The organism is Streptomyces sp. NBC_00490, assembly GCF_036013645.1.
In the GTDB taxonomy this organism is placed as follows: domain Bacteria; phylum Actinomycetota; class Actinomycetes; order Streptomycetales; family Streptomycetaceae; genus Streptomyces; species Streptomyces canus_F.
In genome coordinates this window covers 9,910,487-9,931,250 of the sequence record NZ_CP107869.1, presented here as the reverse complement: position 1 = coordinate 9,931,250, position 20,764 = coordinate 9,910,487, and the positions used below count along the sequence as shown (strand labels likewise).

17 protein-coding genes and 4 pseudogenes are annotated in these 20,764 nt (G+C 68.1%); 10 read left to right on the top strand and 11 right to left on the bottom strand.

The annotated features are described in order from the left end of the window. Window positions 1-33: 33 nt before the first annotated feature. From OG381_RS45370 to OG381_RS45360, 3 genes are all read right to left on the bottom strand, one after another. On the bottom strand, window positions 34-1,404 hold the full coding sequence (locus tag OG381_RS45370; protein ID WP_327721842.1) for an alpha/beta hydrolase family protein: 1,371 nt from the start codon (window positions 1,402-1,404) through the stop codon (window positions 34-36). Continuing rightward, window positions 1,401-2,744 (bottom strand): MFS transporter, encoded by a 1,344-nt coding sequence (locus OG381_RS45365; RefSeq protein WP_327721841.1) that lies wholly within the window; start codon window positions 2,742-2,744, stop codon window positions 1,401-1,403. Before OG381_RS45365 ends, OG381_RS45370 begins: the two co-directional genes overlap by 4 nt. 217 nt (window positions 2,745-2,961) lie before the next feature. Beyond that, window positions 2,962-3,750, bottom strand: a complete 789-nt coding sequence (locus OG381_RS45360) for an IclR family transcriptional regulator (RefSeq protein WP_327721840.1) — start codon at window positions 3,748-3,750, stop codon at window positions 2,962-2,964. Between the two features lie 119 nt (window positions 3,751-3,869). Between OG381_RS45360 and OG381_RS45355 the strand changes: the two genes are divergently transcribed. From OG381_RS45355 to OG381_RS49765, 4 genes and pseudogenes are all read left to right on the top strand, one after another. Then, entirely contained in the window at window positions 3,870-4,829 is a 960-nt protein-coding gene (locus tag OG381_RS45355) for a 5-dehydro-4-deoxyglucarate dehydratase (RefSeq protein ID WP_327721839.1), read from the top strand. A 120-nt stretch (window positions 4,830-4,949) separates the two neighbouring features. Then, window positions 4,950-6,287, top strand: a complete 1,338-nt coding sequence (locus tag OG381_RS45350; RefSeq protein ID WP_327721838.1) for a gluconate:H+ symporter — start codon at window positions 4,950-4,952, stop codon at window positions 6,285-6,287. A 73-nt stretch (window positions 6,288-6,360) separates the two neighbouring features. After that, window positions 6,361-7,689, top strand: coding sequence for an enolase C-terminal domain-like protein (locus OG381_RS45345; RefSeq protein WP_327722727.1), 1,329 nt, complete (start codon window positions 6,361-6,363; stop codon window positions 7,687-7,689). 42 nt (window positions 7,690-7,731) lie between these two features. Next, window positions 7,732-7,945, top strand: a pseudogene (locus OG381_RS49765) (IS630 family transposase); the annotation flags it as partial. A 147-nt stretch (window positions 7,946-8,092) separates the two neighbouring features. On the opposite strand, the gene OG381_RS45340 reads toward OG381_RS49765, so the two are convergent. The 5 genes and pseudogenes from OG381_RS45340 to OG381_RS45320 form a co-directional block, all read right to left on the bottom strand. Next, a complete protein-coding gene (locus OG381_RS45340; protein WP_327721837.1) occupies window positions 8,093-8,911 on the bottom strand; it encodes a phosphotransferase enzyme family protein in 819 nt (272 codons plus the stop codon). An 80-nt stretch (window positions 8,912-8,991) separates the two neighbouring features. After that, window positions 8,992-10,287, bottom strand: coding sequence for a DUF3533 domain-containing protein (locus tag OG381_RS45335; protein ID WP_327721836.1), 1,296 nt, complete (start codon window positions 10,285-10,287; stop codon window positions 8,992-8,994). Between the two features lie 69 nt (window positions 10,288-10,356). After that, window positions 10,357-11,172 (bottom strand): SGNH/GDSL hydrolase family protein, encoded by an 816-nt coding sequence (locus OG381_RS45330; protein ID WP_327721835.1) that lies wholly within the window; start codon window positions 11,170-11,172, stop codon window positions 10,357-10,359. A gap of 478 nt (window positions 11,173-11,650) precedes the next feature. Next, window positions 11,651-12,529: an alpha/beta fold hydrolase gene (locus OG381_RS45325; RefSeq protein ID WP_327721834.1), complete on the bottom strand. Its 879-nt coding sequence runs from the start codon at window positions 12,527-12,529 to the stop codon at window positions 11,651-11,653. A 205-nt stretch (window positions 12,530-12,734) separates the two neighbouring features. Continuing rightward, window positions 12,735-13,233 (bottom strand): annotated as a pseudogene (locus OG381_RS45320) (transposase family protein); the annotation flags it as partial. A gap of 77 nt (window positions 13,234-13,310) precedes the next feature. Between OG381_RS45320 and OG381_RS45315 the strand changes: the two are divergent. Continuing rightward, entirely contained in the window at window positions 13,311-13,856 is a 546-nt protein-coding gene (locus tag OG381_RS45315) for a GrpB family protein (protein WP_327721833.1), read from the top strand. Window positions 13,857-13,952: 96 nt separating this feature from the next. Here OG381_RS45315 and OG381_RS45310 read toward each other — a convergent pair. Both OG381_RS45310 and OG381_RS45305 read right to left on the bottom strand, forming a co-directional pair. Further along, window positions 13,953-14,205, bottom strand: a pseudogene (locus OG381_RS45310) (TetR/AcrR family transcriptional regulator); the annotation flags it as partial. A 98-nt stretch (window positions 14,206-14,303) separates the two neighbouring features. Beyond that, entirely contained in the window at window positions 14,304-14,807 is a 504-nt protein-coding gene (locus OG381_RS45305; protein ID WP_327721832.1) for a signal peptide protein, read from the bottom strand. 82 nt (window positions 14,808-14,889) lie between these two features. Between OG381_RS45305 and OG381_RS45300 the strand changes: the two genes are divergently transcribed. The 4 genes and pseudogenes from OG381_RS45300 to OG381_RS45285 form a co-directional block, all read left to right on the top strand. Beyond that, a complete protein-coding gene (locus OG381_RS45300) occupies window positions 14,890-15,696 on the top strand; it encodes a transposase family protein (protein WP_327721831.1) in 807 nt (268 codons plus the stop codon). Between the two features lie 577 nt (window positions 15,697-16,273). After that, entirely contained in the window at window positions 16,274-16,411 is a 138-nt protein-coding gene (locus OG381_RS45295; RefSeq protein WP_327721830.1) for a hypothetical protein, read from the top strand. Between the two features lie 677 nt (window positions 16,412-17,088). Continuing rightward, complete coding sequence (locus tag OG381_RS45290) at window positions 17,089-17,481, top strand: VOC family protein (RefSeq protein ID WP_327721829.1); 393 nt, start codon at window positions 17,089-17,091, stop codon at window positions 17,479-17,481. Window positions 17,482-17,734: 253 nt separating this feature from the next. Continuing rightward, a pseudogene (locus OG381_RS45285) lies at window positions 17,735-18,097 on the top strand (transposase); the annotation flags it as partial. A gap of 27 nt (window positions 18,098-18,124) precedes the next feature. Here the strand turns inward: OG381_RS45285 and OG381_RS45280 are convergent. Then, window positions 18,125-19,141 (bottom strand): LacI family DNA-binding transcriptional regulator, encoded by a 1,017-nt coding sequence (locus OG381_RS45280; protein WP_327721828.1) that lies wholly within the window; start codon window positions 19,139-19,141, stop codon window positions 18,125-18,127. Window positions 19,142-19,424: 283 nt separating this feature from the next. Here OG381_RS45280 and OG381_RS45275 point away from each other — a divergent pair, with 283 nt between their 5' ends. Then, on the top strand, window positions 19,425-20,735 hold the full coding sequence (locus OG381_RS45275) for an extracellular solute-binding protein (protein ID WP_327721827.1): 1,311 nt from the start codon (window positions 19,425-19,427) through the stop codon (window positions 20,733-20,735). Window positions 20,736-20,764: the final 29 nt, after the last annotated feature.

The window sequence follows — 20,764 nt, the reverse complement described above, 5'->3', positions numbered from 1 at the left end:
CCCGCCGGCCGTGCGGCAGGCGGTCGTACGAGGTCACCGGCGGTCGGCGGGGTGGGCAAGGTCGTAGGGGCGGAGGTAGGGGGTGGGGCGGTACGTGATGTATCGGGTGGGGGTGGTGGGGTCGGCCGCGGTGGCGCGGGCGTTGAGGGACGCCGGGTCGGTGCCCTGCCAGTGGCCGGTGGTCAGGCGGTCCTCCAGGGTGTGGAGGGCGGCGAGTTGTTCGGCGGTGCTGAAGGTGCAGTGGCCGGCGTTGTCGACGTAGGCCTGGCGCAGGAGGGGGCCGGAACCGGCCGCGGTGACCGCTCGGCGTAGGGCGCTTTCCGTCTGGACGGGGACCAGGGGGTCGCCGATGGTGTGGATGGAGAGCTGGGGCTTGGCCAGGCGGCCGGTGAAGCTGCTGGTGGTGCTCATCCAGGCGACGGCGTTCGGGTCCGCCTTGATGCGCGGGGCGCGGTTGAGGGCGGCGAGGTCCTTGGTCAGGGAGAGGCCAGCCTTCTTGTAGAGCTCGGTGACCTCCTTGCGGACGGAGGACTTCCCGAGGAGTCGGGCGTAGTCGATGCCGGTGTTCCAGGACATGTTGCCGCCCGCGCGGGTCTCGGCCTCCTGGCGCCGGTTGAAAGCGGCGATCTTCAGCAGGCCCTTGACGGCGTCGTACTGGTTGGCCTGTTGGGCGTCCCAGTCGGTGGCGGCGGGGCGGGTCTGGGTGGGCGCGTTCCAGACCGGGATGTTGTGCAGGGCGGCGGCGAGCGCGATACGGGCCCGACCCTCGGCCGTGGACTGGGCGGAGTCGACCGTGGCGGCGAGGGTGTTGGCCGCGTCGGTGGCCGCCTCCTGGCTGGGAAGGTTCACCAGCGGGACGTCGGAGCCCAGGAGCGTCTTGAGGGCGAACGCCGGGTCGAGGGTGTTGTTCCAGTTGGCCACGCCACCATGGACCAGGCCGCACATGGAGAGCGAGCCGTCGATCTCGTCCGGGGCTCGCTCGGCGATCGCGGTGGTGACCAGGCCGCCGTACGACCGTCCCCACGCGATGGTGCGGGAGGCCTGGCCGAAGCGGGTGGTGAAGGCCTTCAGGGTGGCCAGCTGATCGGGGACCGCGTCGGTGACCGCCCAGCCGGTGCTGGCGTACGAGGAGCCGATGAGGGCGTAACCCTGCTGGAGGAGAAGGGGCTTGGTGGCCGCGTCCGGGGCGTCCTGGGCGGGGTTGGCGGGGCCCGCGTTGTAGCCGTGGCTGAACAGGAGGACGGTGCCGTTCCAGTTGGTGGGGACGTCCATCATGTACGTGGCGCCGGAGGGCAGTTGGCCGTCCACGTGGGTGGTGGTGTCGGTGGTGGCCGTCGCCGCGGGTGCGGCGGTCAGGGTGAGCAGAAGCGCCGTCGCGCAGGCGATGCGGGTGCCGTGCCTCATGCGGTGATCTCCTCCGTGTGGGGGGTGGTGGGGAGTTTCGGGGTGGGTTCGTCGCCGAGCGAGGTACGGCTTGTCTCGCGGACGAACCACACCGTCAGCGCGGTGATCAGCGAGCCGCCGCACAGCAGGAGGGCGACGGGGGTGCCGTTGCCGCTGCTCGCGACCAGGCTGCCGGCGATCAACGGGGAGAAGCCGGCGCCGACGAGGGTGGCGCCCTGGTAGCCGAGGGAGGCGCCGGTGTAGCGGACCTTGGTGCCGAACATCTCGCTGAACAGGGCGCCCAGCGGGCCGTACATCAGCGACTGGGAGATGCCGTGGCCGATGACGACGGCCAGGATCAGGGCTCCCGACGACCTGGAGTCGACCAGCGCGAGGACGGGGAAGGCGGTGGCCGCGGACAGGATCGCGCCGGTGAGGACGACCGGGCGGCGGCCGATCCGGTCGGAGAGCGCGGACGCGCAGGGCAGGACCACCAGGGCGACCGCGGCCGAGACGGTGAGCGCGGTGAGGACCTGTGGGCGGGGATAGCCGATGCCGGTGGCGTACGCGATCAGGTAACTGGTCAGCAGGGACTGGGCGGTGAAGGCGCCGATGCCGACACCGCAGGCCAGCAGCACGGGCTTCGGGCGGCGCAGGACGTCGAGGATGGGGAGCCTCGACTCGGCGCGGTCCTTCTTCACCTCGGCGAACAGCGGGCTCTCGACCACCTTGAGGCGGACGAACAGGCCGACGCCGAGCAGCAGCACGCTCAGCAGGAACGGCACGCGCCAGCCCCAGGCCGCGAACTGGTCCTTGGGGAGGGTGGAGACCAGGGCGACCACGGAGGCGGAGATCAGGGAGCCGAGCGGGGCTCCCATCTGGGTGAAGCTCGACCACAGGCCGCGGCGGCGCTCGCCCGCGTGCTCCACGACCATCAGGGTCGCGCCGCCCCACTCACCGCCGATGGCGATGCCCTGCACCACGCGCAGGGTGATCAGCAGGACCGGGGCCCAGACACCGGCGGTGTCGTACGTGGGCAGCATGCCGATGAGGAAGCTGGCACCGCCCATCAGGCCCATGGTGAGCAGCAGCATGTTCTTGCGGCCGAGGCGGTCGCCGAAGTGGCCGAAGACGATGCCGCCTATCGGGCGGGCCACATAGCCGGCGGCGAAGGTGCCGAACGCGGCGATCGTGCCCACTGCGGGGTCGGCGCCGGGGAAGAACAGTTCGCCGAAGACGAGCGCGGCGACGGTGCCGTAGACGAGGAAGTCGTAGAACTCCACGGCGGTGCCGAGCATGCCGGAGAGGGCGACTCGGCGGAGTTGAAGGGTGCGTTCTGACGCGGTGGGAGCCGGGGGCATCGCGCTCTCCCTTGAGCGGGGGAAGGACACCATGAAGTTAGGCCGTCCAATGACCACCATCAAGAAGGTGCACAACATGAGCGGAAGTGTGTGGTGCGGGAGGGGCTGGAGTCGTGGCCCGACCGGCCGCGTCGGCAGCGAAGGAACTGCGGGTGAGTGTCCGGTCGGTGGAACGCCGGCCGTTCAACGACGAAGAGTTGGGCGTATGCCCGCGGCCTCAGCGCCAGTCGGGTACGCCGGAGACGGGCGGCAGGCGGGTTTCGATCTTCGCTCGCATCTCCTGCATCACGGAGATGATGTGGGCCTCGTGTTCCCTGGTCAACCGGGCCACCGGCACCGAGCAACTGATGGCATCGGTGGCCGGTGTGTCGTACCGCAGGGCGAATCCGAAGCCGGCGATACCGGGCACTGTCTCCTCGCGGTCGATGGAGTAGCCGCGCTCGCGGACCTGGGACAGGTCGGCGAGCAGTGCGGCGCGGTCGGCGTGCGTGTTCTTCGTGAGGATGGTCAACTGCCCGTCGGTGAACGGAAGTTCGTCGTCGGCGCGCTCGGCGAGCAACGCCTTGCCCAGCGCGCCCGCATGGGCCGGGACGCGACGGCCGACCCGGCTGATGGTGCGCAGGTACTCGTGGGACTCGCGGGTGGCGAGGTAGACGACGTCCGTGCCGTCGAGTCGTGCCATGTGGATCGTCTCGCCGAGCGCGTCCGACGCCTCGTCGAGGTACGGGCGGACCAGGCGGATGCGCCGGTCGCCGTCGAGGTAGCTGGTGCCGGTGAGCAGCGCGCGGATGCCGATGCCGTAGAGGGAGCCGGTGGCATCGGTGCGGACCCAGCCGCATTCGACGAGGGTCTGGAGCAGTTGGTACATGCTGCTGCGCGGCACACCGAGCTCCTCCGCGAGTTGATCCAGGCGCGACGGCTGCTCACCCCGCTCGGCGAGGAGTTCGAGCAGCACGACGGTCCGGGCCGCTGACTTCACCCCGCGAACGCCTCTCGTCTCTGACATGCGCTCATCGTAATTCCGCGGCTATTCGTGGCTGCGCACCCATTGACCCATCGGGTTCATGGTCCTAGCCTCCATCTGCATACATAGACAGCATCTGCATACAGGGACAGGCGGCAGGCATGACAGCAATCAGCACCGAGGCCGCGGCGGTCGTCCAGCGGCTCCGTGCGGGAATGGCGAGCGGGGTACTGTCCTTCCCCCTCACGAGCTTCCGGGACGACGGCGGCCTCGACCTGGACGCCTACCGGGCATACCTGGCCGACCGGTTGACAAGCGCACCCGGCGCGGTGTTCCCGGCCTGCGGGACCGGGGAGTTCTTCTCGCTGGACGAGGACGAGTACCGGGCTGTCGTGCGGACCACGGTCGAGATCGCCGACGGGCGGTTGCCGGTGGTCGCCGGCATCGGCTACGGCTGGGCACAGGCGCTGCGCTTCGCCCGTATCGCGGAGGAAGCCGGTGCGGACGCCGCCCTGGTACTGCCCCACTACCTGGTCGGTGCCCCACAGGACGGACTGGTGGAGCAGCTGCGCCACATCGCCGACGGCACCCGGCTGCCACTCATCGCATACCAGCGCGGTCAAGTCGCCTTCACCGCCGACAGCCTGCGCCGGATCGCACACATCCCCACCGTCATCGGCCTCAAGGACGGACACAGCGACCTCGACCGACTCCAACGCCTCACACTGGCCGCGCCCGACGGCTTCCTCTTCTTCAACGGCGCCTCTACCGCCGAGATCCAGGCCCGCGCCTACGCCACCGTCGGCGTGCCCGCCTACTCCTCGGCCGTCCACGCCTTCGCACCCGAGATCGCGAACGCCTTCTTCGCCGCTCTGCGGGACCGGGACGACGCGGGCGTGACCACACTCCTACGCGAGTTCTACGTCCCGCTGGTCGAACTGCGCGACCGGGTGCCGGGTTACGCCGTCTCCCTGGTCAAGGCCGCCGCCCGGCTGCGCGGCCTCCCGGTCGGCCCGGTGCGCGCCCCGCTCACCGACCCCGGCCCGGCCGACCTCGCCGATCTGGAGAAGGTGCTCGACCACGGACTGAGCCTGGTCGGCGCCGTACGACGACCCGCTTGACGAACCCGGTCACCTCTCGAGCCCGGCCGCTCCTCCTCGGCTCTGCCACGCGCCACTGCCCTCAGCCTTCCGCCGACGGAGCGTCCGACTGCCCAGCCAACAGTTCAAAGGGGAACTGTCATGCCCATACTCGTAGTCGGGATCAGTGTTCTGATTCTGCTGCTCCTCATGACCAAGCTGAAAGTCAACGGCTTCGCAGCCCTCCTGCTCGTGGCGGTCGGCGTCGCACTGGTCCGGGGAATCCCGGTGGCGACCATCCCGGACGTCCTCTCCGAAGGCATCGGGGACCAGATCGGCGACACCATGCTCACCATCGGACTCGGTGCCATGGTCGGCCGCATCATGGGGGACTCGGGCGCCGCTCAGCGCATAGCCGGCAAGCTCCTGGACGCCTTCGGCCCCCGCGGGGTCCAGGTGGCCATGGTGGTCACGTCCATGCTGATCGGCGTGACCATGTTCTACGAGGTCGCGTTCATCATCGTGGTGCCCATAGCCTTCACCCTGGTCAGGGTCACCGGAACGAAACTGCTGTGGGTCGGCCTGCCGATGTCCATCGCCCTGTCCACCATGCACAGCTTCCTGCCGCCGCACCCCGGCCCCACCGCGGTCGCCGCGACCTTCCACGCCTCCGTCGGACTCACGTTGTTCTACGGCCTGTTCATAGCCGTTCCCGCCGGTGCGCTCATCGCCCTGACCTGGCCTCGTCTTCCTTTCATCAAAGCGATGAACCCTTCCATCCCCAAGGGACTGGTCAGCGAACGCGAGTTCACCGACGAGGAGATGCCCGGGCTGGGTTGGTCGCTGTTCGTGGCGCTCTTCCCCGTGGTGCTGATCGTGGCCGCCGCCGTGACCGACATGGCCACCTCCACCGAGAGCCCGCTCCTGCACACCGTCGCCTTCATCGGCTCGGCCCCGATCGCGTTGCTGCTGACCCTCTGCCTGGCGGCGTGGGCATTCGGACCGCGGATCGGCCGCAGCCTGGACGACGTCGGCGCCTCCTGCACCTCGGCGGCCAAGGCGATGGCAATGATCCTTCTGGTGATCGGCGCCGGCGGGGCCTTCAAGAACGTCCTCGTCGAAGGCGGCATCTCCGACTACATCAAGGACGCCACGGACGGCTGGTCCATCTCACCGATCATCCTTGCCTGGCTCGTCGCCGTCATCCTCCGCATCGCGCTCGGCTCGGCGACGGTCGCCGTCGTCACGGCCTCCGGCGTGGTGCTGCCGCTCCTGGCGGGCAGCGGGGTCCACCCGGAGATCATGGTGCTCGCCGTCGCCTGCGGTTCCATCGCGTGCTCCCACGTCAACGACCCCGGATTCTGGCTGTTCAAGGAGTACTTCAACCTCTCCGTCGTCGAGGCGATCAAGGTCCGCACCACCTACACGACGGTGCTCGCCGTTCTCGGCCTGGGCGGCGTCCTGGCGGCCGAGTGGGCCCTCGACATCCTCAACCTCTGAACCGCACCCCCCTGAACCGGCAACCTCTGATCACCCGCACCCTCTCCCCCGCAGAAGGACACACCCGATGAGTATCGGACAGCCGACCGTCACGGCGTTCTCCGTCTACCCGGTCGCAGGCCGGGACAGCATGGAGCTGAACCTCTCCGGCGCCCACGGCCCCTACTTCACCCGCAACATCGTCGTCCTCACCGACTCCGAGGGACGCACCGGACTGGGCGAAGTACCCGGTGGGGAGAAGATCACGCAGACGCTGCGCGACGCCGAACCGCTGGTCGTCGGCGCGAAGGTGGGCGACTACAAGCGCGTCCTGCGCCACATCGGCGACCGGTTCGCCGACCGCGACACCGGCGGACGGGGCGCCCAGACCTTCGACCTGCGCACCACCGTCCACACGGTCACCGCCATCGAGTCCGCCCTGCTCGACCTGCTCGGACAGCACCTCGACGTGCCCGTCGCGGCGCTCCTGGGCGACGGGCAACAGCGGGACTCCGTACGGGTGCTGGGCTACCTCTTCTACGTGGGCAACCCAGACCGGACCGACCTGGAGTACGTCCGCGAACCCCACTCCCCCGTCGAGTGGTACCGGGTCCGCCACGAGGAGGCCCTCACCCCCGAGGCGATCGTCCGTCAGGCCGAAGCGGCCTACGACCACTACGGATTCCGGGACTTCAAGCTCAAGGGGGGCGTCCTCAACGGCGCCGAGGAGGTCGCGGCCGTACGAGCCCTCAAGAACCGCTTCCCCGAGGCCCGCATCACCCTCGACCCGAACGGCGCATGGTCACTGCGCGAAGCGATCGAACTATGCCGTCCGCTGGTCGACACGCTCGCCTACGCCGAGGACCCCTGCGGAGCCGAGGACGGCTACTCCGGACGGGAGATCCTCGCCGAGTTCCGCCGCGCCACCGGCCTTCCCACCGCGACCAACATGATCGCCACCGACTGGCGTCAGATGACCCACGCCCTGGCCCTCCAGTCGGTCTCCATCCCGCTCGCCGACCCACACTTCTGGACCATGCAGGGCTCCGTCCGGGTGGCACAGCTGTGCAACGCGATGGGACTGACCTGGGGCTGCCACTCCAACAACCACTTCGACATCTCCCTGGCCATGGTGACCCACTGCGGCGCCGCGGCCCCCGGCGAGTACAACGCCCTGGACACCCACTGGATCTGGCAGGAAGGACTGGAACGCCTCACCACCGCCCCACCGCTCATCACCGATGGCGAGATCGCGGTCCCCGACGCGCCGGGGCTGGGCGTCCACCTCGACATGGACCGACTCCTCGCAGCCCACGACCTCTACCAGGAAAAGAAGTTGGGGGCCCGCGACGATGCCGTCACGATGCAATACCTCATTCCTGACTGGAAGTTCGACAGCACGCGCCCCTGCCTGGTCCGGTAGGCGACTGTTTCCGGAACCGCCTGCGTTCGGTCCTGGTGAGCGCGCCCCGAAGAGGTACGCATGCGGGGCCACTCACCTCTTCGGGGAGAACGTGAAAGTCCCGTGCAATGCCCGGGAGTTACGGGTGAGTGAGAAGTCGGTCCACCCATAGCGCCGTGACTGGATGTCGGGTGGGCGGAACGCGCTGCGCTTTCAGGGTGTGACGCTGGAGGAAGGGCCGGCCGCGCACGGCTTGAGCGACGACCAGGTGTGGACGGAAGGCAGCATGGTCCGGCTCTACCCCGAGTTCTCGAATGTGATCGGGATCGTTCCCTTGCCGTGTAGCCGATGCCGCTCTCACTCGGCATCCGTCAGATCAGCTCGCCCGATGTACCGAACAACGATCAGACAGTCGGAGACGGCATCAATCGCCGAGCAGGGCGTGCTTCCACTGGTCTTCGCGCTGCTCGATGTATTCGGCATCGTTTCGCCAGGCGTCGCCGTGGCCTTCGGTCCACAGGGTTGCCCAGGGCTGGACACCCCGGGCGGCTTGCTCGCGCAGGAAGTCGTGCATGGATCGCGTTCGGCGTCCGAGCAGAGGGACCAGCCGCCGGCGTTCGTCTTCGTCGAGGCCGTAGGCGTCGGCGAAGACGCGCAGCCGGTCTGCGGCGTCGGGGGCTTGCCAGTCCGGATGAGCGGACAGCGGAATGAACCCGTGCATGGCATACGCGACGTCCCACAGGCGGGAACCGGGGCCGGCGGTGTCCCAGTCGATGAAGGCCCACTGGCCCTCGTCGCCGGCCACGAGGTTCCACGGGGCCAGATCGTGATGGGCGATGATGTCGCTGTCCTCGGCAGGGATCAACACCTGCCAGTGCGCGTCAGCCGGTGGTGTGAAGCCCTGCACGGCATCGTGGAAGTCCCGGATCAGCCCTGCCACCCCGGCCAGGTTCCGAGCGGACTCGAGCAGAGAAAACCGATCGGGCCAGACCACGTGGCCGTGCATGAAGGTCAGGACTTCACGGCCCTGGTCGTCGATGCCCAGTGGACGAGGCGCCGCCCGGAACCCCACCTCGTACAGATGGGTCAGCAAGGCGTGCACTGCGGGAGTCCACGGCCCGCTCGGGCGACGAACGGTGTCTCCGACGCGGACCACACCAGCGCTGACGTTCCCACCGGACAACGGCTGTTCTTCATAATGCTGCACCGAGCCAGCATGCTCGATCAGCCCACCATGTTTCACCCCATTATTGTTGATCACTACCTGGTGTCGCTCGGTGAGGGGAATGGCCCCAGTTCACAGGCCCTTTCCTGCCGACGACATCAGCGAGCGAGGACCGGCTGCGGTTCCTCGTCGGCGGGAATGCGATGGAGTCCCTTGCGGTCGTAGAACCGGGTCACGCCGAAGCCGAACAGGCCGGCGACCGCGAGCCCCACGCCCAGCATCACCCAGCCCCGGGTCAGACCCGCGTCAGCCTGGGCGTCGTAGTAGAGGATCGAGCGGACGGCGCCCGTGACCTGGCGCAGGGGCTCGAACTCGCCGAGGGCGCGGTAGAAACCGGGGAGCGCTTGGAGGGGGACAGTGGCGCCGGACGTCGGTACCGCCATGGCGATGTAGAAGATCGTGATGAACAGCATGCCCGGCGTGCCGAACACAGCGAGCAGTCCGAGCCCGCCGATGCCGACAACCGCGATCGTGCACACGGAGAAGAGCCACAGCAGGGGCAGGTGAGAGGCGTCCATGCCCATGATGCCCACCGCACCGGCCAGGGCCAGACTGCCCATGAGCAGGGACAGACCGATCATGAGCGTGCTACCGATGGCCAGGGTCTGGACGCGAGTCGCGCGCAGCAGCGGGTTGTGGATCCGCAGCGGGCCCATGTCGCTGTGGGTGTAGCCGAGGGCGTGGTCCACCTGGCCGCTGATGACGTTGGCGGCGAGCATGCCGCAGACGACGAGGACGAGGGAGTAGTAGAAGGCACTGAGACCGAGGCCGCTGTGCGAGTCGAGCGGATGCCCGTCCTCGATCTGCACCACGGCCGGGTCGGCCAGCAGCAGGCGCGCGGCAGCGGGCAGTTGGGCCTGCGCGGCCTCGGCCTGAGCGGTCAGCTGTTCACCCAGCTGCGCGGAGGCCGCCTGCGCGGCCGTCGTCGTGGCCTGTCGCGCCATGCTCGACCCCACGCTGCCGGCGGACTGGTTGGTCAGCACGGTGAGTGTCGGGCGGACGGGCTTGCCGGCCACCCCGGGGCCGGTGAGGGCGGCCACAGTGGCGGTGAAGTCGCGAGGCACGACGAGCGCGCCGAACAACTTGCCCTTGCCCAGCTCCTCCTTCATCTCCGACTCGTCCATCACCTTCCAGTCGATCCTGTCTCCGCCCTGGGACGACTTCTTGATCGACTGGGTGATCTGTGCACCGAGGTCGGTCTGCTTGCCACCGATCTTCGCCCCCTCATCGGCGCTGACCAGGCCGACGGGCAGCTTGTGCAGGTGACCGGCGGGGTCGATGTTGGCGCCGACGTAGAACACCGTGAACAGCAGCGCCACGAAGCCCACGATCACGCCGTTGACGGTCCACAGACGCTTCACGCGCAGGACGCGGAAGGGGTGGGCGTTACTCATTGCCAGCTCCGGTACGAGGAAGAGAGAAGTGCAGCAGGAGGAGCCGCCGGCGTCGTCGCGGGCGGAGCCTCATACGGCTGAGGAGGCGTCCCCGGTGGACGCGGCCACCGGAAGCAGGGCCGGCCGCTTGGCCTGGCGGCCGTCGCCGGAGGAGCGGCCACGCAGGCGGCGGCCGACCCAGGGGCCGAGGAAGGTGCCGGCCCAGCGCACTTCGGCGCCCACGGTCCTCCAGACAGAGCTGTCTGTCCCCTCGGCCGGCAGGGGAAGGGACCACTTGTCGTCGCTGCCCGGCAGACCGAGCGCCTGGGCCACGGCAGCCGCGATGCGCGCGTGTCCCAGCGGGCCGGCGTGCAGCCGGTCAGCACTCCACAACCGCGGATCGGTCGCCGCCGCGTGCGCGGCCGTCTCCGCCACCACCACGCCGTGGCGGCCGGCGGCCTCCCGGATGCGCGCGTTGAGTGCGAGAACACGGTGACCGATCGGGCGGGCCAACGGCGTGATACGCCCGACATCGGGAAACATGAGGGTCGCAACGGTGGCGCCCTGCGCGGTGAGCGCGGCGAACATCGCCTCGACATGGCCGGCCACCTCGTCGAGGTCACAGCCCGGGCGCAGCACGTCGTTGACGCCGGCCACCACGGTGGCGAGGTCGGGCCGCATCGCGAGAGCCGGAGCCAGCTGCTCGGCGCGCACCTGACCGGCCTTACGGCCGCGCACCGCGAGGTTGGCGTAGAGCAGGCCAGGGCTGTGGTGAGCGACCTGCTCGGCGAGCCGGTCCGCCCAGCCCCGAAGACCACGGACGTCGTCGCCGTCCCCAAGACCCTCGGTATGACTGTCGCCCAGGGCGACATAGCGCAGATACCCACTGCTCGACCTGCTCGACACGGGGCCGACCGCCTCTCATCAACGGTGCTGATGAAAGTGGCACACGGCCACCGCTTAATCAACTGGGCACCTAGTCGCATTGTTGAGTATGAGGATAGCTGCGGGCTCACCTACCCGCAAAGAGATGCCGCTCAGGCAGGGGCAGAGGCTGTCGAGGGCAACCACCTCCTCGGTCCCGTGCCGACCTCACCGCCCATTCCCCCTGCAGACCCGAGCACCGGCCTGAGCACCGGCCTGAGCACCGACCACGGTCTGAGCTGGCGCCTGCGCCCGGGTCATCAACGGCATACACAACAAGGAGGCGGTCGGCTTCGCCACCACCCCGCCGCGCGCCGAACCGCCTGCGCTCCGCAGGCCGTGCCCCCACCGGCCGGCCGCACTGCTGTGAGCGCCACGACGGTGTGAGACACCTGATCGAACGTGGTCCCCGTCCCGCACTACACCCCGGACGGGGGTGGCTACAGCGCTCTCGGGGCGGTCACGCCACCGCGTTCAGCAGGTCGGCCAGCAGGTCGGGGCGTTCCAAGGCGACGAAGTGACCTGCTCCCGGGACCTGTGTGAAATCGGCGGCCGGCAGCAGTTCCTTGTCGGCTTGCCGGTCCGATGGCCGCGACCAGTCCTTCTCCCCGTAGACGAGGTGGACCGGTGCCTTGACCTCTGGGTAGCGCGAGCGGGCGTCGATGAGACTGGGCAGGCTCTGGTACACGGCCCGGGCGACGCTCGAATAGCCGGGGCGGCCGCCCACCTGGAGGAGTTCGTCGAGGTAGTCCTCCCGCAGCGCGGTCTTGTCGCCCAGCCCGCCCCGCAGGATCCTGCGGACCACAGCCTTGGGTTCCACCCCGGCGACCACCGGGCCCACCCCCGGAGTGAGGACACCGCTGACCACCACACGGGCGAGAAGACTGGACCGGGCGATACCGCCGCGGAAGTCGTACGTGTTCACCGCGACGACGCGCCGGACCCGCTCGGGCAGGTCGGCCGCGGTGGTCAGGGCGAGCACCGCCCCCATGGACTCCCCGACCAGGGTCACGTCGTGGAGGTCGAGTTCGGTCAGGAGCCGCTCGACGCCGGCGCGCATGGCCGGCTCGTCGTACGACGCACCAGGCACGATCTCGGAGTAGCCCATCCCCGGCAGGTCGAGGGCGTACACGGTGTACTGGTCCGCGATCAGCGGGATGAGGGCGCGGAAGTGCTCGGCCTGTGTGCGCACGGTGTGCAGCAGGACCACGGGGGCGCCGGTGCCGGCTTTGAGGTAACGCAGGGTTCCCTCGCCGTTGCGGTGTCCTGCGCGCGGGGCGATGGTGTGGCTCGTGGTCCCCGGGACGTGAATCGTGGGACGTTGCTCTGGGCTGGGCATCTCGCTGGCTTCCCTTTGGGTGAACTGCTGCAGACGGATGATTCGGACAGGGCCCGCCCGAAGGGGACGTGACCACGGACCAGTCCTTGGATTCATCGAGAAACCGACCGGTTTCCATCATCGTAAACCGATCGGTTTCCATGCACAAGGTGAGTCGCCATCCGCAGCACCAGGGCGCGGGCGCGTCATCCGCACAGCGGTTGGCCGGAAGTTCCTCGCCCTTGCAGCGACGGTGCGGGATGACCAGCCCGGTCCCCGGCAGTCACCGTCGGCAATGGTGGTCGTGGTACCGACGGCGTCCTTCACGCCGGACTCGCTCCAGGCGCGGCAGTCGTTGCGGTTGCCGGGCAGCGGTCGGCCGATGAGCGCGACCAGGCGGGTGTCGGCATCGATGACGACCTGGTGGTTGGTCGAATACCAATTGTTCTTCGCCTGCTCCGCGACTGTGTGATCGCGAGTGGGAACCAAGGTGCCGTCGACGATGAGCACGGCATCCTTGCGGAACGTCGGCGCTGCTGCAGCGCGAGCAGCGGGCCGACGCGGTCGATGATCCGGTCCGCCGAGGATTTCGACACCCCGAACAGCGGGGCCAGTTGGCGCATGGTCAGGTTCGTGCGCCATTACGCCGCCACCAGCAACACCCGGCCTTCCAACGGAAGACTCCACGGCCGTCCCCGGCGTATCTCGTCGGCCGGATTCGCTCTCGGCTGCGCTGACTGCGCCCAGGGGCAGCAGATCTTCGTGCGCCTGCACCCGTGCGAGGCGGGGAACACTCTTCCACGTGAGAGAGCCGGTCGAGATCGCGCCTTATGCCCCTGCTTGGCCAACGATGTTCGCCAGGTTGGGCGTGAGCCTGCGTGCGGCCCTCGGCGATGCTGCGACTCGTATCGACCACATCGGGTCCACCTCGGCATCAGGACTGGCGGCCAAGCCGGTGATCGACCTCCAGATCTCAGTGGCATCGTTGGAGCCGACGGACGCATTCCTGGAACCACTGACGGGCATGGGATTCGTGTACCGGGCGGACAATCCCGAACGGACCAAGCGGTACTTCCGGGAACCTCCAGGCCAATCCCGGACACACGTGCACGTGCGGCAGCTAGGTAGCTTCTCCGAACAGTTCTCATTGCTGTTTCGCGACTACCTCCGGCATCACGCGTCTGCCGCGACCGAGTACGCAGCATTCAAACGGCACTGCGCGGCCAAGTTCCGCAACGACCGGCCCGGCTACGTCCAAGCAAAGGATGCATTCGTATGGGACATCATCCGACGCGCTGACGCCTGGGCCCAGCACACCGGCCGGCTCCCCGGTCCCAGTGACGCTTGAACCTTGCGTCCGGACCACCGCTGAAGCCGAGATCGTCGGAGTCGCGGGACAGCCCTTGGGGAGGGCAGTCACGGCGCCTGTTCGAAAGGGGACGCGTCAGTGCACGCCTGCCGCATCGACAGGGTGGTCACGATCGGCGTGACGAGCCCTGTCAGCTCGTCGGCTCCGATCCCCACGGGCGACGGCGCCGTCGAAGACCAGGATGATCTGCCGGGGCCAGCAGATCGGGATGGCTCGCCTCGCCCTGTTCGGCCTCGGCGCGGAAGAAGACGGTCAGATTCTCCTTGCCCCAGCGAGCCACCCGGCTTGCAGGGCGGCTCTGGCCCTTGAGCCCCATCTGAGCAGCCAGGAGACCGTGGGTTTTGCAGGCAGGCCCGAGGCGGCTGTGGTGATGCACCACCCTTCGGAGGTGCACCACCACAGCCGGTCGGGCAAGGCGTCGTAAGGTCAGCCGTACAGCGCCACGCGCGGCTGGACGGTGCCCACGGCACCAGGAGTTATCACCGAGACCCGGTACCGCTCCGTGAGCGTCTCGCCCGGACGGAGGGTGCGCTGAACACTCACGAGATCGGTGAACAGCGTGCCGGTCTGGCTCGCGACGGGTACCGCTTCGCGAGAGCCGTCGGCGTTGCGCCGCTCGACCTGAATGTCAGTAGGTGCCAGGAAGGGGCCCGCATCAGGAGACTCCACGAGAATTTGCGGGGCCACAACCTGGTCCACGGATGAGTCATTACGGTAGGACACGACGAACGTGTGCGACTTCCCCGAGGCCGGAAGAGTCCTCGTGGAAAGGTTCACGAAGTCGACGGGAAACAGGTCCGCCGCCGTTTCGTTGCCCGCCGCGGCAGGTGCCGCCGCGGCCGTGCTCGCCATGGCGGTGCCCGCACCGGCTACGCCCACGAGCGCGGTGGCGAGGGCCAAGGTCGCCGCCGCCAGGCGGTAGTTGGTCAATGAGCCTCTTTCATCCTGTGCTGGCGGGTGAAATGGGCTGGTCAGCGGGTCTGGTGACGAGACAGGGCCCCTCGTCGTTGGCGTGGTGATTCCACTCAGCACACCGGCGACCAGAGGAGCCCTGTTGGTTCCGTATCCTGCCACGCTCGACGTCCCGCACGAGCTCGTCGAGCATGTTGCCTGGCTGCTGTACGAACACCGACGCGCACGCAACACCCGTTGGCGCAGACTCGGTTGCTTCCAACAGGCTCTGCTCGCTCTGGTCCACCTGCGTAAGAACGAGACGTTCGCGCAGCTCGGCGCCGGTTTCGGCATATCCGAGAGCACCGCCTGGCGCTACGTCGACGAGACACTGGACATCCTGTCCTCCTGGGCGCCCGGCCTCCAGGAAGCTCTCACCGGTCTCGGCGAGGGCGACCACGTCATCGTTGACGGCACCCTCATCCCTACCGACCGCATCAAGGCGGACGAGCCGTACTACTCGATGAAGCATCGCAAGCACGGCATGAACGTCCAGGTCATCGCAGCCCCGGACGGCACACCGCTATGGTTCTCCCGCGCGACGCCCGGCCGCACCCACGACCTTACCTCCGCCCGCGCCCACGGCATCGTCCAGGCCTGCCTGACCCGGCAGATCCTCATCCTGGCCGACCGCGCCTACCAGGGAGCCGGCGCCACCGTCCGCACCCCCTACTACCACCACAGCGAACAGCCCGCGCACTACCAGCAGTTCAACCGCGACCACGCCCGCCTGCGAGCCCCCGGCGAACGAGCCTTCGCCCGACTCAAGTCCTGGCGCATCATGCGACGAGCACGCTGCTCCACCCGCCGCATCAGCCGCACCGTCCAAGCCATCCACGTACTACTGACCTGCGACTATTCAGGATGAAAGAGGTTCAATGACACGCAATACTCCTCTTGCTACAAAGTGTTGGCTTGCTGGTCCGCTGACAAGGCTTGCTGGGATTCACCAGCGCATGTACGAATGCCGCACCAACCACCGGCGCAGAAAGCGCTCTCAGCAATTAGCCATGCTACTCCCACGCCCTTGTCCGCCTATCCCTCTTGAGGGTCCATTCATTTCCCTACGGAAAGCCATTGCATCGCATGCCACGACTACTGGACGCATTTCGAAGGGGCTTGGTTGAGCAGGAACTCGGGAATTTCATGTGAAGAGTTGGTGCATGCAAAGCGTCTGTCGCATATGGCATCGCAGTCCAAGGACCTTGCGCTCATGGTGATGAGCATCTGCCGCTTCGGTGACACAGCGGCGACCACGCCGCGGCACCGCCTTCGGCCGGTTTCCCAAGTCCCCCTCTTCGCAAGGGCATAGACATACGGCCTGTCGTTGCACCACACTCCACCTGCCTTCGCCTGAGAACCTCTCCCCCGCATACGGTCGGGACCGCAGCGGCAGGGGTGCTGCGGTTCAGCGAGAACGCGACCCGGCCTTCCGCGCACAGTTCGTGCGGCTGCGGGTCATCGACCCCGAACGCGCCTACTGGCTGCACGGCATCGAGGCCGCCACCCGGTGGCTGCGCGAGACCGGCAACAGCGAACGGCACGCGGTACACGTTCGTATGCCCGGCGGGCTGGGACGGTAGTGGCGGGCACTCGCTGGGGGCCTGGGTGGCGGACCACCGGCGTGACCACAAAGGCGCGATCGGTTCCGTGTGCCGGTGGACGCCGGCGGCAGACGTCCAACATGCAACCACCTGCCCAGGACAAACAAGACGAGTAGCTCAAGCGGGCGATGGACAACCAGCCCCGCATAGACATAGCTCGCGGGATCTTGGTAGCCCAACCCGGCTGCCCGGCCGAGGAGTCGTGGGAAAACCTGGTCGAGGTCTCCGAACACGGCACACCCGGATGCGCGACCTGACCGAGCAGATGATCGCGGCCGTGACGGACAAGGACCCTTTCCCGACCGTCTGCAGGATCACCTGGTCACCGCGATGACCGCGAAGGTCAGTGCTCGAGCATGGGCCCGGCTTGACGGGGTAGACGGGCGGCGTTGGCCGGGGAAGGACCGTGACCTGGGGAGGTCAAGCGGTCCTTCCCCGTCCCGAGACAGTCGACGCCCGGTTCGGACCAGCCGCCAGGGTGCCCGCTCAACTCCCTCTGCCGGCCGCCACCGACCTTCAGACGCACAAGCAGGCCACGTTTCATTTAGTGACGGACAGCGGAACGGGTGTCGTAGTTCGGGCAACGCGAGGTATCGGTATCGGACGGGAGAGTGACGGCTGGTCTTGCAGCAGCGACACGGGGGCAGTCGAACTACATGAAGCCGCAACCCCGTTTCACGCTGGCCGCGACCACCCTTGATGCACCAGACGCCCACGAGTTGGCGCAGTTCTATCAGGGCCTGCTCGGGTGGCCGATGCGGAAGGAGGAACCCGGCTGGGTTGAGATCGCTCCGCCCGATGGCGGTACCGGGCTGTCATTCCAGACAGAGCCACTCTTCACCCGCCCGCGGTGGCCTTCCACACGGTCCGAGCAGCAGATGATGATGCATCTGGACATCGAGGTGAACGATCTTTCATCAGCCGTCGAGCATGCTCTGGTCCTGGGGGCGACGTTGACGGACTTCCAGCCTCAGGATGATGTGCGCGTCCTGTGCGACCCGGCGGGCCACCCGTTCTGCCTCTTCGTGCGCACCGCCTCGAGCACCTGACCTGCTGGGTCAGACGGTGAGTCTGCGGTAGCCGATGAGGGCTGCGGCGATGCCGACCAAGGCAAGGAAGTGCTCGAACCTTCAATGCCGGGGTGCACACGCCACTACGCGCCGCCCTCTTCCGAACCTTCCCGCTCAAGGTCTCTGCACCCGGCCGGACCGTCGCCTGCGACAGATCGGGGAGCAAAACGGACCGCCAGAACATCCTGGCTGTGCCCGTACGCGGCCCGCACGGCCGCGACCGCTTCGGCGTGACTACCGCGACCTCGTCGACCGCGCCCACATCCAGCTCGGCGCCCCCATCGTCCTGACCTGGGACAACCTCAACGTTCACCGGGCCGCCGGGCTGCGGGAGTACGCGACCGCACACGACTGGCTCACCATCGCGCAACTACCCTCCTATGCATCGGACTTGAAGTCGGCGGAAGGCATCTGGTCGCTGTTACGGCGCCGCCCGCTGGCCAACACCGCCTTCACCGACGACGAGCATCTCGAACGCACCCTGCGCCGGGGCCCGCGCCATATTCAGCTCCGCCCCGACCTCATCGACGGCGGCCTCGCCGGCACCGGAGTCACCCTCGCCCACCACCCGACAACAATCCGGCGAGATCAGTGATCGCCCTCGTTCACGAGGAGGAGGAAGTCAAGACGATTCACGCACGACGAGCTCAGTGGGAAGCGTGACGCGCCGACGCGGCCTCTCGGGATCCCCGATCTCTTCCAGAAGGATGCGTCCGATCATGGCGCCGATCTCCTCGACGGGCTGACGCACGGTGCTGAGGGGCGGATTGGTGTGCCGGGCAATGATGGAGTCGTCGAATCCGACCACGGCCACGTCGCCGGGGACAGCCCTCCCCTGCCTGCGCAGCTCCGCCAGAGCCCCCGCGGCCATGACGTCCGAGGCGACGAACAAGGCGTCGAGCTCGGGGGCCCGTTCAAGGAGTGAACGCATCGCCGCCGCGCCGCCCTCCTCGGTGAAGTCGGCCGAGGCCACGAGTCGGTCCGTGGCCTGGTGGCCCGCCTTCTCGAGCGCCTCGCGCCAGCCCTGGAGTCTGCTGCGGGCTACGTCCATGTCGAGCGGTCCGCTGATGGTGGCGACGGTGCGCCGGCCCCGCGCGAGGAGGTGGTTGACGGCCGCCGCGGCTCCACCCGTGTTGTCGGAGTGCACGTGGCTGAGCGACTCGTCGGGGGAACGGCGTCCGGCGAGCACCGTGGGCAGGCCCATGTCCTCGAGCAGCCCCGGCAGCGGGTCGTGCTCGTGCACGGAGACCAGGAGCACCCCGTCGACACGCCGTTCCGCGACGGACTCGGTGAGCTGGTCCCGCTCGGCCTGGTCGCGGACAAGCACCAGTTGGAGCTGGGTGCGGGTCTCCGCGAGGGCGGTGCTGACACCGCGGATGACCGCCGAGAAGTAGGGCTCGGAGCCGAGTCTGCTCTCCGACTCGGGGATCACCAGGGCCACGGAGTTCGTCCGGCTCGTCACCAGTCCCCGGGCGACCGAGTTCGGGACGTAGTTGAGTTCGGCGATGGCGGCGAGCACGGCGGCCCTCGCCTTCTCGCTGACGAGCTCGGAGCCGTTGATGACTCGTGAAACCGTGGTGCGTCCGACACCGGCGCGCGCGGCCACGGTAATGATGGTCGGGCGTTGCCTCTCCCCCATGACGCCTCCCTCGCTCGGCGATGCCTGGACGGCTTTCACCTGCGCATTGTGCCAGATCTGAGGAGAGCGCCCGCGCGGCCCGGGTGCGGGCTCGCGACATCTTTCGGCAACGAAGTGGATTCAACTTCTTGACAGACGCCTTTCGTGGCGGCCAGGCTGCGGACTCTTGAGTGGGTACGTTCCCACCGTCGATTGGGAACGTACCCACCGGACAAATCGCGCCTGTGGAGCGGACCACAGGGCGCGAACTCCGGTGCGTCAGCGCCGCCGCTAGGAGGACCAAATGGACAAGTTCCGAAGGACGTTGCGTACGAAAGCCGTGGCCGCCGTGTCCCTCGCGTCGGCTCTCGGCCTGGTCGTGGGCTGCGGGGGCAGCGACGGAGGGACCGGTGGGGGCAAGAAGGACGGCAAGGTCACCATCACCATGGGGCTCTTCGGCGTCATGGGCTTCAAGGAGACCGGGCTGCTCGACAAGTACATGAAGGAACACCCGAACGTCGTCATCAAGGCGGACGTCGCGGGCGACGAACAGACCTACTACACCGCCCTGCAGACCCACTTGGCCGCAGGCAGCGGCCTCAAGGACATCCAGGGCATAGAAATTGGTCGGGCCAAGGAACTGTCCGACACCCAGAAGGACAAGTTCGTCGATCTGGCCGGCGTGGCCGGGACAGATCACTTCCTTCCGTGGAAGCAGAGCCAGGTCACCGCCGCCGACAAGAAGGTCATCGGCCTCGGCACCGACATCGGCCCGATGGCGGTCTGCTACCGCAAGGACCTCTTCGAGCAGGCCGGCCTGCCCACCGACCGCGACGAGGTCGCCAAACTGTGGGAGGGCGACTGGTCGAAGTACGTCGACGCGGGCAAGCGGTTCAAGCAGGACTCCAAGGACGACAAGGTCGCCTTCATGGACAGCTCCAGCGGGCTGTTCAACGCCATGATCTACGGCAACTCCCAGCAGTTCTACGACAAGCAGGGCAAGCTGATCTACGCCACCAACCCTGTCGTGCAGGACGCGTGGAAGCTGGCCTCCGAAGCGGCCACGTCCGATCTGACCGCCAAACTCCGCCAGTTCCAGCCCGGTTGGGACCCCGGCCTGGCCAACAGCACCTTCGCCAGCACCGTCTGCCCGGCATGGATGCTCGCGCACATCAGCGAGAAGGCGGGACCGAAGAACAAGGGCAAGTGGGACGTCGCCAAGGCACCCAAGGGCGCCAACTGGGGCGGATCGTTCCTCGGCGTGATGGAGAAGAGCCCCGTCAAGAAGGAGGCCCAGGACCTCGTCGCCTGGCTCACCGCACCCGAGCAGCAGGCCTACCTCTTCGAGAAGATCGGCAACTTCCCCTCGTCGCAGACCGCGTTGAAGATGCCCGAAGTCGTCGATGCCACCTCGGACTACTTCAACGGTGCGCCCATCGGAAAGATCTTCGGCGCAGCGGCCCAGGAGATCCCCGACGAGCAGGTCCTCGGCCGCAAGGACGGCACCATCAAGGACATCTTCTCGCAGGGTCTGACCTTGATCGAGGCCCAGAACAAGAGCCCGAACGACGCGTGGAAGACCACTGACGAGCGCATCGAGAAGGCCGCCGGCTGACCTGGGGCCCTTGCCCGCCGCCGCCCGGC